General features: G+C 71.3%; 11 protein-coding genes. 3 read left to right on the forward strand and 8 right to left on the reverse strand.

Annotated elements, in window-relative coordinates:
• Window positions 1-159 precede the first annotated feature (159 nt).
• Window positions 160-1,239, forward strand: coding sequence for an acyl-CoA dehydrogenase family protein (locus BL253_RS28030; RefSeq protein ID WP_241835222.1), 1,080 nt, complete (start codon window positions 160-162; stop codon window positions 1,237-1,239).
• Window positions 1,229-2,455, forward strand: a complete 1,227-nt coding sequence (locus tag BL253_RS28035; protein WP_081438766.1) for an acyl-CoA dehydrogenase family protein — start codon at window positions 1,229-1,231, stop codon at window positions 2,453-2,455. Before BL253_RS28030 ends, BL253_RS28035 begins: the two co-directional genes overlap by 11 nt.
• A gap of 77 nt (window positions 2,456-2,532) precedes the next feature.
• On the opposite strand, the gene BL253_RS28040 is transcribed toward BL253_RS28035, so the two are convergent.
• The 5 genes from BL253_RS28040 to BL253_RS28060 all read right to left on the reverse strand — a co-directional run bounded on the left by BL253_RS28040 (window position 2,533) and on the right by BL253_RS28060 (window position 8,986).
• Window positions 2,533-3,549 (reverse strand): LLM class F420-dependent oxidoreductase, encoded by a 1,017-nt coding sequence (locus BL253_RS28040; protein WP_241835223.1) that lies wholly within the window; start codon window positions 3,547-3,549, stop codon window positions 2,533-2,535.
• A gap of 51 nt (window positions 3,550-3,600) precedes the next feature.
• Entirely contained in the window at window positions 3,601-4,563 is a 963-nt protein-coding gene (locus tag BL253_RS28045) for an acyl-CoA dehydrogenase family protein (RefSeq protein ID WP_241835224.1), read from the reverse strand.
• A gap of 5 nt (window positions 4,564-4,568) precedes the next feature.
• Window positions 4,569-5,732 carry an acyl-CoA dehydrogenase family protein gene (locus tag BL253_RS28050; protein ID WP_076820306.1) on the reverse strand — a complete coding sequence of 388 codons (1,164 nt, stop codon included), beginning with the start codon at window positions 5,730-5,732 and terminating at the stop codon, window positions 4,569-4,571.
• Window positions 5,733-6,021: 289 nt separating this feature from the next.
• Window positions 6,022-7,239, reverse strand: coding sequence for an amidohydrolase family protein (locus BL253_RS28055; RefSeq protein WP_076820307.1), 1,218 nt, complete (start codon window positions 7,237-7,239; stop codon window positions 6,022-6,024).
• 19 nt (window positions 7,240-7,258) lie between these two features.
• Window positions 7,259-8,986 carry an N-acyl-D-amino-acid deacylase family protein gene (locus tag BL253_RS28060; protein WP_076820308.1) on the reverse strand — a complete coding sequence of 576 codons (1,728 nt, stop codon included), beginning with the start codon at window positions 8,984-8,986 and terminating at the stop codon, window positions 7,259-7,261.
• Window positions 8,987-9,040: 54 nt separating this feature from the next.
• Here BL253_RS28060 and BL253_RS28065 point away from each other — a divergent pair, with 54 nt between their 5' ends.
• Window positions 9,041-9,697: a TetR/AcrR family transcriptional regulator gene (locus tag BL253_RS28065; RefSeq protein ID WP_076820309.1), complete on the forward strand. Its 657-nt coding sequence runs from the start codon at window positions 9,041-9,043 to the stop codon at window positions 9,695-9,697.
• 19 nt (window positions 9,698-9,716) lie between these two features.
• Here the strand turns inward: BL253_RS28065 and BL253_RS28070 are convergent, their stop codons facing one another.
• The 3 genes from BL253_RS28070 to BL253_RS28080 all read right to left on the reverse strand — a co-directional run bounded on the left by BL253_RS28070 (window position 9,717) and on the right by BL253_RS28080 (window position 13,163).
• Entirely contained in the window at window positions 9,717-10,448 is a 732-nt protein-coding gene (locus BL253_RS28070; protein WP_076820310.1) for a type 1 glutamine amidotransferase domain-containing protein, read from the reverse strand.
• Window positions 10,449-10,693: 245 nt separating this feature from the next.
• On the reverse strand, window positions 10,694-10,864 hold the full coding sequence (locus BL253_RS28075; RefSeq protein WP_076820311.1) for a CsbD family protein: 171 nt from the start codon (window positions 10,862-10,864) through the stop codon (window positions 10,694-10,696).
• Window positions 10,865-11,021: 157 nt separating this feature from the next.
• A complete protein-coding gene (locus tag BL253_RS28080) occupies window positions 11,022-13,163 on the reverse strand; it encodes a phosphocholine-specific phospholipase C (protein WP_198946426.1) in 2,142 nt (713 codons plus the stop codon).
• Window positions 13,164-13,341: the final 178 nt, after the last annotated feature.

Consider the following 13,341-nt stretch of genomic DNA (forward strand, 5'->3'; position numbering starts at 1 on the left):
CGGATCGCGGCCCTGCCGGTCGAACGACGATCGGGAACCACCAGGCCCGGACCTGGCACCGGACCGCCACGATCCGCCGCGCGTCCCGATCGCGTCGAGCTCGGCTTGACGCCCGACCTGTCGCGCCCAGAATATCGAACTCGATACCAATGTCGAGGTTTGCGCGGACTCCCGGCGAACCGGCGAGCCAAAGGAGTTGACGCCGTTCTGACCACCACGGTCGCCGCCGACGACATCGCCGCCCTGCGAGAGGCCCTGCGCGGGGCGCTCGGCACCACCCGCCACGACCTCGCGCCGACGGTGGACGCCGACTGGCGCACCAGCTGGCCGGTACTGGCCGAACTCGGCCTGGCCGCCTTCTGCGCGCCGGAGGAGAAGGACGGCTTCGGCCTGCGGGCCGACGCGGCCGTCGCCGCCGCGGCGGAGCTCGGTGCCGCGCTGCACGGCGGCCCGTTCGCCGGGCTCACAGCGAGCGTCCACGCGCTCGCCCACGCCGCCGGCGACCCGATCGCCGACGACCTGCTGGCCGGCGTCCTCGCCGGGGAGCGCGTCTGCGCGTTCGGACGCCTCGACCAGGACAGCCTGGTCGCCCGGCTCGTCGACGGCGCGCCGGGCGCGGACGCGCCGCTGCTGCTGGACCGCCGGCGGGACGACCTGCTGCTCCTGTCCGACCCGGCGGACTGGACCGCCGACTCGTCCCGCCACGGCTTCGACAGGACCAGGACCTGCGCCGACGTCACCCCGGCGCCGGGCCGCGGCCGCCGCGTCACCGTGCCGGGCGACGCCGCCCGGCGGGCCGTCGCGCTGTACGAACTGCTCCTGGCCGCGGACGCGGTCGGCGGCGTGCGGCGGATGCTGGAGCGCACCGTCGCCTACGCCGGCCAGCGCCAGACGTTCGGCAGGCCGATCGGCGGCTTCCAGGCCGTCCAGCACCGGCTCGTCGACCACACCGTACGCGCGCGGGGCATGGCGCTCGCCGTCGCCGAGGCCGCCCGGCTCTTCGACGACGACGAGCGCCGGACCCGCCGGCACGTCGCCCTGGCGTCCCTGAGCGTCAGCYCCGGCGCCACGCGCATCCTGCACGACCTGCTCCAGCTCACCGGGGCCATCGGCTTCACCTGGGAGTACGGGCTGCACTTCTACGAGCGCCGCGCCCACCAGGACGCCCGGCTGGCCGCGAACCCACGCGCCGCACAGAGATCACTCGCAGACGCGGAGGGGTGGACCGATGGCCACTGACATCAAGGCAGACGCCGACATCACGGCAGACACCAGCGGCACGGCAGACACCGACGTCGACGCCTATCGCGCGCGGATCCGCTCGTTCATCGCCGAGCGGGGCGTGCCCATGCGGGGCGAGGGCGTGCGGGTCCCCCGGGACGCCGACGAGGAGAAGGCGATCCGCGGCTGGCTGCGCTCCCTCTACGAGGCTGGCTACCTGGGCGCCGGCTGGCCGGTCGAGTGGGGCGGCCGGGCCGGCCACCGGCCCCTCCACGACCTCGTGCTGATGGAGGAGCTGATCCGCGGCGACGCCTATCGCCCGCTCGACCAGGTGATGCTGGCCAGTCACGCGATCATCGAGTTCGGGACCGACGCGCAGAAGCGGGACCTGCTCCCCCGCATCCGCCGCGGCGAGCACGTCTGGTGCCAGCTGTTCAGCGAGCCCGACGCCGGCAGCGACCTCGCCTCGCTACGCACCCGCGCCGAGCCCGAGCCGGCTGGCGACGGGTTCCTCGTCACCGGGCAGAAGATCTGGAGCACCGATGCCCAGTGGGCGGACATGGGCCTGCTCCTCGCCCGCACCGACCCGACCGCGGGCCGGCACGCCGGCCTGACCGCCTTCGTCGTGCCGATGGACCTRCCCGGCCTCGACGTGCGGCCGATCCGCGAGATGACCGGCCACGCCGAGTTCTGCGAGGTCTTCCTCGACGGCGTCCGGCTCGGCCGCGAGCACGTGCTCGGCGAGGTGAACGGCGGCTGGAAGCTCGTCACGTCGGGCCTGGCCTCCGAACGGGCCTTCGTCGGCGCCAACGCGGTGCAGCTCGAGCGGCTGTTCGCCGACCTGGTCACGCTCGCCCGCGCCGCCCGTCTTCCCGACGGTACGACGGCACTGCGGCACGAGGACGTCCAGGCGAAGCTCGCCGACGCGCTCACCCGCGTCGAGGAGGTCCGGCTCATCGTCCGGGACACCGTCGAACGGATCCTCGTCGACGACGAGCACCCGAGCGACGGGCCCGTCGCCAAGCTCGCCTACACCGAGACCAACGTCGCCCTCACGGAGCTCGCCATGGAGATCCTCGCGTCCGCCGCGTCGGTCGACCACGAGGGCCTCGCGGTCGCCGACCGGTGGCGGCACAACTTCCTCTGGGGCCGGGCCCTGACCATCTCCGGCGGCGCGTCGGAGATCATGCGCGGCCTCATCGGCCGCCAGCTGCTCGGTCTGCCCCGCGCCTGAGCCCTTCCGCCAGATCCCGCAGGCCGGGCGAACGGCCGGCGGACGGCGGCCTCGCCGCGCACGACCGCCGGGTCAGGTCACCACAGGTTCGCGATCGGCTCCAGCATGGCGAGATCGGTCGGTTCGACGATCAGCGTCGTCACCGGTCCCTCACGCCACGCGGCGAGCTGGTCGGCGATCCGGGGCAGCGGCCCGACGAGCGCGAGGTCGTCGACGAGCTCGTCGGGAACGGCGGCGCGGGCGCCCGCGCGGTCGCCGCTCAGGTAGAGGTCCTGGATGCGGGTGGCCTCAGCCTCGTACCCGTAGCGGGCGACAAGCGCGGTGTAGAAGTTCTTCGACTTCGAGCCCATGCCGCCGATGTGCAGCGCGAGCTGCGGGCGCACCCGGTCGCGGCAGGCGTCGAGGTCGTCGCCGACGCAGGCGACGACCGTCGGCGCCACCTCGAACCCCTCAGGGGCCTTCGCCAACGTGTCTCCCCAGGCCCGGTCCCACCGGGTCGGGCTCCACAGGTAGGGAAGGAGGCCGTCGGCCTCCTCGACGGCCATCGCCACGTTCTTCGGGCCCAGGGCGGCGACGAGGATCGGCGTGTCCGCGGCGGGCGGCATCGTGGTGCGCAGTGCCCGTCCCTGACCGGTCGCGTCTGTCCCGGTGTAGGGAATCGAGTAGACCGAGCCCGAGAACTCCAGGCGTTCGGCCCCGGCGAGCGCCCTGCGCAGCACGGCCACGTACTCGCGCGTCATCTGGACCGGCGTGCGGTAGGGCACGCCATGCCATCCTTCGACGACCTGCGGCCCCGACGCCCCCAGCCCGAGCACAAGACGCCCCCCGGACAGCTGCTGCAGCGTCAGCACGGTCATCGCGGTCGCGGCCGGCGTCCGCGCCGGCATCTGCGCGATGGCCGTGCCCAGCCGGATACGGCTGGTGAGCGCGGCCACGTAGGCCAGCGGCGTGAAGGCGTCACTCCCCCACGCCTCACCGGTCCACACGGAGCCATACCCGGACTCCTCGGCTCGCCGCGCCACCGCGGCGAGCGTGGCCGCGTCCCGAGGGATCCCCGCGAGGCTCAGCCCCAGCTCCACCTTCGACACCGGCACGTCTCTCCTCTTTCCCTTACTCCGATTTCCTCTGCTCCGGCAGTGGCACGGCTAATCCGACAGCAGCACGGCCGCGGGCACGGCCGGGTCGGTGCCCGTCTCGCGGAACCAGGCACCCAGCGCGTGGGTCAGCTCCGCGGACGTCCCGAGCAACGCGTCGAGGGCGAGCACCCGGCTGTGGAAGTGGTGGTGGTCGTGCTCCGTGGTGAACCCGATGGCACCCAGCGCCTGGAGGGCTCGTTCACAGACCCGGCGGCCGTTGCGGCCCGCCAGGGCCTTGACGACCTCGGCGTGGCGGGGCGGCGCCGCCTCCCCGAGGCGGACCGCGACGGTGGTGACGGCGTCCAGCGCGACGCAGTCGGTCCGCGCCCAGGCGAGCAGGTGGCGGACTGCCTGGAACGCGCCGATCGGCTGGCCGAACTGCTCCCGGGCGGCGGCGTGCGCCACCGCGAGCGCCAGCGCGCCCTCGGCGGCGCCCAGGATCTCCAGGGCCAGCGCGAGACGACCGAGAGACCGGCCAGCGACGCGCGCGGGCGCGGCCACGCTCTCCGGGACGGCGGCCTTCCAGGCGGACGGGTCCAGCTCCACCTCGTGCACGGCCAGCCGCCCGGCGACGGCGACGGGGCGCAGGCTGACCTGGTCGTGCGCCAGGACCGCCGCACCGTGGCCTGGGCGGTCGACGAGCAGCGCCGCGCCGGTGACATCCCCGATGGCCACCAGCCGCTCGCCGCGCCGAGGCGACCGGCGGCTGACCGTCGCGACCAACGCGCCAGGGGCCAGCCCCGTCGCGGCGAGGAACGGCGCGGCCAGCAGGCCACCCAGCGCGGCGGAGCTGACAAGCTCCCGGCCCTGGGCACGGAACAGCGCGAACGCCGCCGCCCGGGCGTCCCGGTCGGAAAGCTCCGGCAGCAGGTCCCACCAGCCCAGCGCCTCGAGCGGGTCACCACCGCCGGCGGGGGCACGCAGCGCGAGGCGCGCCGCGTCMAGGAACTCGCGGTCGGCCTGTTCCGCCACCGGCGTCACGGCAGCCGCAGGATCTGCTTGGCGATGGTGTCGAGCTGCATCTGCCGCGAGCCTCCATAGACCGAGACGATGCGGGAGAACAGATAGTCCTGCCGGCGCACGGCCACGTCGTCGTCCTGCGTCCCGACCGCCAGGTCCGGGTCGGTCGCGAGCACCCAGTCGCCCACCGCCTGCTCGCCGGCGGCCGGCAGCAGCTTCACGAACGCCGCCGCCGGGCCGAGCGCCGTTCCGGCGGCATGGGCCCGCAGTCCCGCGTGGCTGCTGGCGCGGACCGCGGCCAGGTCGAGCAGGGCGTCGCCGAGCAGCGTGTCCCCCGCCGGCGACGGCGATCCCTCGGCGAGGCTGTCGAACAGCTGGCGGTACAGGAAGCTGTGCCGGAACCAGCCGAACGTCCCCCGCTCGTGCGCGAGGATGTGCATCGCGACCCGCCAGCCGCCGTCCAGCTCACCGACGATCCGGCCCGGCCCGACGTGGACCTCGTCGAAGGTGACCTCGGCCAGCTCGTCGGTGCCGTTCGCCTGCTCGATCGCCCGGACCTCCACGCCCGGCGAGCGCAGGTCGACGGCGAACGCGGTCAGGCCACGGTGGCGTGACTGGGTGGTCCCGGTCCGCGCGAGGACCAGGCACCAGGTGGCGTACCGGGCCCAGCTCGTCCAGATCTTCCGGCCGGTGATGGCGTGCCCGCCCTCGACCGGAACAGCGCGGGTGCGGACGCTCGCGAGGTCGGAGCCGGCGTCCGGCTCGGAGAACCCCTGCGACCAGCGCTCCTCGCCACGCAGGAAGCGCGGCAGCACCTGCGCCACGAATTCCTGGTCGCCCATGGCCACGAGCGTCGGGGCCAGGATCTCCAGGTGCTCGAACAGCGCCATCGCGGGAAGCCCGTGGCGCGCCAGCGCCTCCCACATCGCCGCCCGGTGCAGGATGTCGCCGCCCAGGCCACCGACCGCCTCGGGCCACCCGTAGCGTGCCCAGCCCTCGTCGAACAGGACGCGCATGAGGTCGGATGTGACGGCGACCCGCCGCGCATAGGACGCGACGGGGCGGGCCGCCGCGACGAACGCGGCGGGGCGCGAGGCCAACCACGCCTCGACCGCGGCGGCGTAGGCGGGCACGTCGGCGCGCAACGGGCCATGGCCGTTGCCGGAGGTCATGTCCAGCATCGACGTCTACCGGCCGGACTAGTGGGCTTCGAAGCGGCGCCGACAGCCCGCGCTGTTGCCCACCGTCGGTCCGTCCAGCCGCACCGTCATCGCCGCACCTCATCTCGGCCGAACGTCGAGGTCGACGTCGACATCGAGAGTATGGCATATGCCAGGCTCGTCCGCGCGCCCTCGACCCGGCCCTGCCGCCGGCACGGCGACGCGCGGGCGCAGACGAATGACTCGGGCGCCGGGCGACGGCCCACTGGCACATTCGCTCCTGGACCGCGGATCCCGCCTGACCGCGACCTCAGCGCGGGAAGGTGAGCTCCCGCGCGTTGTCGTACATGATCCGTTGCCGCTCGGCCGGGGTGAAGTCGGCGACGTTGGCGAGGAAGTCCCTGGGGGTGGGGAAGCCTTCGCCGTGGGGCCAGTCGGAGCCGAAGAGAATCCGTTCGACGGGGAGGTGGCGGGACAGGTCGCGCACGTCCTCCTCGACGAAGGGCGCGACCCAGCAGTGCTCGATGAACTGGTCGCGCGGGCTGGTCCTGAAAGCCTCTCCGTGACCYAGGTAGTCGAGCGCCAGCAGCAGCGACGGCACCCAGGCGCAGCCGTTCTCGATGTAGGCGACCTTCAGCTTCGGGAAGCGCTCGAAGAGCCGGTGGGCCACGAGGACGTAGGCGAAGTCGTGGACCGTCCGGTGCTTCATGAGGCCCGAGAAGGTCGAGGACTGACCGAGGTGGTTCGTGTCGCCCGGAGCGATGCCCGCCAGGTGGGCCTCACCCCACACGGACGCCATCAGGTCGTTCACCGGCGTGTACGTCTCGTCCGAGCCGTCGTGCGTGGCGACGACCACCCCCGCCTCGGCGGCCAGGCCCCAGAAGTGGTCGAACATCGGGTCGGCGGGCGACCGGTTGCCGGAACGGGTGACCGCCGCGCCGTGGCGGATGTTCACCACCCGGGCGCCCTGGTCGAGGCACCAGCGCAGCTCCCGCACGGTCTCGTCCGGGTCGCACATCGTGATGAAGGGGGCTGCGAAGATCCGGTCCTGATAGGCGAAGCCCCACTGCTCGTCGAGCCACCTGTTGAAGGCCCGGTAGCACTCGATCGCGGCCTCGATGTCCGTGTGCAGCAGCGGCTCGATCACCACGCCCTGGGAGGGGAACAGCCAGGTGGCCTCGAGTCCCTGGCCGTCCATCACCTTGAGCCGTGACTCGCGCTCGTACCAGTCCGGATGGTCCGCTGGCTGCTCGGTGAAGCCCGACAGGAACACGTCGCGGCTGGTGCCGCCCTGGAAGTAGTCCAGGAAGGCGCCCGGCAGCGGGCGCGGGTGCACGTCGGCCGGGCCGGGAAGCCACTCGGTCCGCTGGCCGTCGACGAGATAACGCGGCACGCCGTCGACCTCCTTGACCTGGACGCCGCGGTCGGCGAACTTCGGGTCGCGGTGGCGGATGAACGCGTCGCTCGTCTCCCAGTAGTGGTTGTCCGCGTCGAACAGCTTCGGGGTTGTCGTACCGGTCTCGTTCATCTCAGGTCCTCAGTCCGCCCTATGCCGTGCCGTGGCGCAGCAGCTTGCCGGGCGTCTCGCTGGTGCAGACGCCGTCGATGAAGGTGGTCTTGCCGTTGACGATGATCCGGTCGTAGCCGACGGCCTTCTGGACCAGCCGCCACTCGTCGGCCGGGTAGTCGAACAGGCGCTCCTGGGGCAGCGCCTCCAGCCGTTCGAGGTCGTAGACGATGACATCCGCGGGCCGGCCCTCGGCGATCGAGCCGCGGTCGCGCAGGCCCATGGCCATGGCCGGGTAGGAGGACAGGCGCCAGTGCGCCTCCTCGAGCGACATGATCTCGTGGTCGCGGACCCAGTGGGCGAGCAGCTCGGTACCGAAGCGAGCGGTCGTCACGAACTTGGTGTGGGCGCCGCCGTCGCTGATGCCGGGTAGCGCTACCGAGCAGGACGCCACCTCCCTCACCGCCTCGGTGTCCATATCGATCATGGTTGTGCCGAAGCCCACGTTGAGGTTGCCCGCGACGGCGATATCGAGCATGACGTCGACCATGTGCCTGTTCTCCCGCTCGGCGATCTCGCCGAGGGTGAACCCCTCGTAGCGCTCCTTGAGCGCCAGAGCGTCCTTGGCGTCGCTGGTTATCCAGTTCACCGTGATCTCGGCCATCGGGTAGCGAGCCGCGCCGAAGCCGCCATCGAGCTCGTCGACCGCCKCTTTAAGCGCCGGGCGACGCCCGGGGTCGGAGAACTTGGCGATCTTCTCCTCCAGCGTGCCGAGCCCGGCGTCCTTCCACGCGGGGAAGATGTCCATGAGGTTGTAGTTCTCGAGCACGATCTCGGACTGGAAGCGGACGATCTGGGCGGAGGCGAAGACGCGCAGGCCGTCCTCCGAGTTCAGCGCCTCCAGGCGGCTGATGGTCTCGCGGTGGGGAAACTGGGACTCGCCGTGCTGGTTGACCGAGCCGGTGGGCGCCAGCGCGTTCCAGATGATGGGCCGGCCGCTCTCCCGCGCGATCAGCGCCGCGGTCTCCAGCTGCCCGGTGATCTGCGTGCTGCCGCGGCCGATCTTCCTCAGCGCCCGCGCGAACGCGGTCACTTCGCGTTCCGTCATCATGTCGGTGACCATCGGCGAACCGTCGTAGTCGAGCTGCACGTTGTACAGGTCGCCTGAGATCTGCGAGCTCCAGCCGCAGCCACCGGCCTCCATGCCCTCGGCGAGGAGCTCGCACATCCGCTCGAGCTCCTCGTCGGATGCCCGGTCCTTCTTGGCCTTGTCGATGCCGACGACGTAGGTGTACAGCGGCGCCAGCGGGACCAGGGACATGACGTTCACGCCCTTGGGTGTGCGCTCGACGCTGTCGAGAAACTCGGGATAGGTCACCCAGTCCCACGGCATCCCGGCTCGCATCGTCTTGATCGGCACAGCCTCGTTGCGGGAGAGGCTGAGCATCGTGCGGTCCTGGTCCTCAGGCCTGCAGGGCGCGAAGCCGAAGCCGCAGTTACCCAGGACGACCGTGGTGACGCCGTGCCAGGCGGACATCGTGCACCAGGGATCCCAGAAGAGCTGGCTGTCGTAGTGGGTGTGGATGTCGACGATGCCGGGCGCGACGATCTTGCCGGCGGCATCGACCACCTCGGCACCCTCGCTCGCGTCGATCACGCCGATCTGCGCGATCCTGYCGTCCTTGATCCCGACGTCGGCCTTGTAGCGAGGCGTACGGAGTCCGTCGATGACGGTGCCGTTTTTGATGACGATGTCGTACCTGGCCATACGCCGGACCGTACCTAACTTGTTGGTCGCACATCAAGTAAGTAGGCTCGGGCTGTGAACGCAGCTGCTCCTCGACGCCGGACCCAGGTCGAACGGCGCAACGAGTCCGAGGAGGCCCTGCTCGAGGCCGCCGCCGATCTGGTGGCCGAGCGTGGCGTCGAGCGGGCCTCCCTGGCCAGCATCGGAGAGCGCGCTGGGACGAGCCGCGGGCTCCCGACCCATCACTTCGGGTCGAAGGACGCCCTCGTGGCACGGCTCGCGCGCCGCGCGCAGAACGAGATCGACGACTCGGCGTGGGCCGCCCTGGAACGGCGCGTGCRCAACGTCCAGGACGCCCACGGCCTCGACCTCGTGCGGGCCACGGTTGACGCGTTCCTGGAGCGCTTCGAACATCCCAGCTCCGGCGACCGCGCGCTGATCGTCATGTGGGGAGCCACGTTCCCCACGCAGGCCTCGGTGGAGGGAATGATCGACGCCGATCGGCGCAGCCTCGAGGGATGGGCCGGGCTGATCGAGACAGGTCAGCGCGACGGATCGATCCGACCGGACCTCAATCCCCAGACCGTGGCGGTCCTGTTGCAGGGACTGGTCCGCGGCGTCGCCGCCACCCTGCTCACCGACGCCGGCCTGACCGAGATGGGCCGCGTGCGCGACACCTGCCAGGCCTGGATCACCTCAGCCCTCGAACGCCCCGACGACTCGCGGTCCTGAGATCCGGCGGGCGGCGACCTCACCGGGTGAGATCGTCACCGCCGGCCTTGGCCGCCTCGGTGTCGGTGGCCACGCCGCCGGATTCCCGCGCGAAGACGTCGGTCGCCTTGAGATCGGCGGATGTCTGGGCGGCCACCTCGCGCGCGGCGTCCGCGTCCGAGACGCCGGCACCGGCCGCCTGGGTCCGGCCGCKCGCCGTCCGGGCGAACTCCTCGATGAGCGCGTGGGTGAACGCCTTCAGGTCGTCTGGCCGACGACTGCTGATCAGGACGTTCGGTCCGTCCTGGTCGACGACGACCTGTTCGTCGACCCAGACCGCGCCCGCGTTGGCCAGATCGGCCCGCAGACTCGGCCAGCTCGTCAGCTGTCGGCCCCGCACGACACCCGCGTCGATCAGCGTCCACGGACCATGGCAGATCACCGCGACCGGCCGGCCCGCCTCGAAGAACGAACGGGTGAACTGAGCGACGCCTGGCTGCCAGCGCAGGAAGTCCGGGTTCGCGACCCCGCCCGGCAGCACCAGCGCGTCAAACGACGCCGGATCCGCCCCCTCGACCGTCTCGTCGACCGCGAAGGTCTCGCCTTTCTCGAGGTGGTTGAACGCCTGGACCCGGCCGTCCTTCGTCGAGACCAGCACCGGGACTCCACCGGCCTCGCGAACCGCCTGCCACGGCTCGGTGAGCTCAACCTGCTCGACGCCCTCGGGCGCGACCAGGAACGCGACCCGCCGACCGGTCAGTGCATCCGTCATTGACTCTCCTCCTCATCCTCAGTCGCCCATATCCCTGCCCTGCCGCGCGTCCTGTACCCACACGACCCGGAACATCCGGGTACCTACTGCGCGAACCGCCCGACGGACGGGGACCGGCCGGACATCACCTTTGAGTTGATGGCTGAGTTGATGGCGCCTGGGCCTCAGGAACCGGGAGATGGCTGAGGGCGGCGTCCGCCACCGACCAGATCTGGTGGCGGACGCCGCCCTCGCGGCGATCAATGTCAGCGGAGAGCGTCCTTCAGGTTCTCGCCGGCCTGCTTGATGTCCCCGCCCGACTTCTCCATGGATCCGCGGGCCTCCAGGTCGCGGTCCCCGGCGACCCGGCCGGTGGTCCGCTTGCCACGACCCGTGACCCGCTGCAGGGTGTTTCGCATCTTGTCGACCATGCTCATCGCGGACTCCTCGTCGAGTGACCGTTCGCTTGTGGCTGCGTCGCGGCTGTACCCAGACTTTGGGTCCGCCACCCACGCGGACGGGTACCGGTCGCCGGCGAGCGCACGGGTACGAGGCGAGCCACCCGGCGACCGCCGGTTCCCTACCGGACGTTCCTCACTGGATGCGGCCGGCGTAGCGGCGGGTGTAGCCGTCAGCGGTGTTCGCCGTGATGATCACGTCGTAGTAGCCGTTGGCGTCGACGGGCCAGGCGACCGTGGTGGAACCGTTGAGGGCGACCGCGACGGTCTGCGTGGTTCCGGCGTAGTCGTTGGGTGTGAGGGTGTAGGTGACCTGCGGCTGCCCGGCGTTGCCAAGGGTGATCGTGAGCGAGGCGACGCCGCCGCCCGCCGCCGAGGTGACCGGGGCCGCCGACACCTGCGGGACCGCGGCGGTGGTCTGGCTGGCCGCCACCACGGTGCCGGCGAACGAGCGGACGAACCGGTCGGGACCGTAGATGGAGAAGGCGTACTTCCCGGACGTCGACGACGTGTTCCAGGTGTAGGTCTTGTTCGTGCCGCTGACCACGGTGAACGGAGTCGCCGTGGCGGTCAGGTACTTGTCGGGGAAGACGAACAGCGAGACGCCCAGGCTGCCGGTGTTGGACATGGTGGCGGTGACCACGCCGGTAGTGCGGTTGACCGCGACGTCCGCGTGCGGCATGTGGCGGGTCGGCCGGTGGTGGCGGGTACCCGGTTCCTGGACCGGCGCGACCTGCGCGCCCGAGGCGGGCGGCTTGACCGCCGGCAGGCTCTTCGCCGCGTCCGACTGGGTGATCAGCGGCACCGTGTCCGGCAGCGTCGGGATGGAGAAGTCGGGGTTCGCGAAGTCGAACGCCGCGGTGAGATCGGAGCTGACCAGGTTGCGCCAGGCGGTGACGTTCACCAGCGGAGCCCCGGTCCAGGTCTGGAGGAACCGGTTCATCGAGGTGTGGTCGTAGGTGTTGGAGTCGACCCAGCCGCCACGGGTCCWCGGGGAGCAGATGAGCATCGGCACGCGGGTGCCCATGCCGATCGGCTGGCCGGTGATGAACTCGTTGGTGTAGCTCGTCTCCGGCGCGGGCGGGAGGGCGTGGTCGAAATACCCGTCGTGCTCGTCGTAGGTGACGAACAGGGCCGTGCTCTCCCACAGTGCCTGGTTGCCCATCAGCGCCTCGAGCACGGCGCGGATGTAGTGCGCGCCGTAGGCGGGACTCGCCGAGGGGTGCTCGGAGTAGGAGTAGGGCGCGACGATCCACGACACCTGCGGGATCGTGCCCGCGGCGGCGTCCGCGAGGAACTGGGCCAGGACGTGGTTGACGTGGTTCGGCCCGAGCGCGGTGCCCGCGTTGGCCTTCCAGGGCTGGACCGCGCCGCGGATCGCCAGCTGCTGGCCAGCGGCGGTCGTCGCCTTCATCGACGTCTGGTACTGCTTGTAGAACCAGAGCGGGTTGTCGCCGTAGTCGCCGACCCAGCCGTTGGCGCCGCTGCCGTCGCCGACCTCGTGGTTGGTGTAGACCTGCCAGGTGACACCGGCCGCCGTGAGTTGTTCCGGGTACGTCTTCACATTGGTGAACTTGACCGTGTAGTCGGCCGGGTTGGTGGTCGCCCCGCTGGAGGTCCCGGTCCAGAAGTACATCCGGTTCGGGCTGGTGGGCCCCATGATCGCCTGGTGGTAGCCGTCGCAGATGGTGAACGCGTCGGCCAGCGCGTAGTTGAACGGCAGGTCGGCGCGGGTGAGGTAACCCATCGACTGCTCACCCTTGGCCGATACCCATTTGTTCCACAGCCCGGAGTTGCGGGCGCTGTGGTCGCCGGACCAGGAATGGTCCAGGTCGCCGGCGTTCATCGCGTTCATCGTCGCGGAGTTCATGCGCCACGGCAGCAGGTAGCCGCCGTCCGCCCGGCCCGTGTCCGGCTGCTGGAAGATGGTGTTGCCGCTCTGGAACCGGAACGCCTGCCTGTCGCCGAAGCCGCGGACGCCCTGCAGGCTGCCGTAGTAGTGGTCGAAGCTGCGGTTCTCCTGCATCAGGATCACGACGTGCTTGAGGTCCGAGATCGTCCCGGTCGAGCCGGCCGCGAGCGCGCTCGCCCTGGCCGCCGTGGCCCCGGCGACTCCGCCGGTKCCCGCCAGCGCCATCGCGCCGACGGCCGCGCCGCCCAGCTGCAGGAAGCGGCGGCGGTTGACGGACGCCACAAAGGGCTGCGGGGCGCGATAGTCGGTGCCGGATCCCGGGTCGTCGAAATTTACTCCGCTGTAGCTGTCCAGAGGCTTGGCCATAACGCTCCTTTGGCGGGACCGAGATGAACGTCGCGACGTTACTGGCATGCTTCGATCCGCGTCCGGATTGTTTCGGTGAAACCCGGAGGAACGCCGCCTGTCCATTGCCCGTCAAACTGTTGGTAATAGATGAACATCGTGGTCCGCCACGGGACGGGACCGCACGACAAAGCACCGA

Origin of the sequence: Pseudofrankia asymbiotica (assembly GCF_001983105.1) — a bacterium.
Taxonomy (GTDB): Bacteria; Actinomycetota; Actinomycetes; order Frankiales; family Frankiaceae; genus Pseudofrankia; species Pseudofrankia asymbiotica.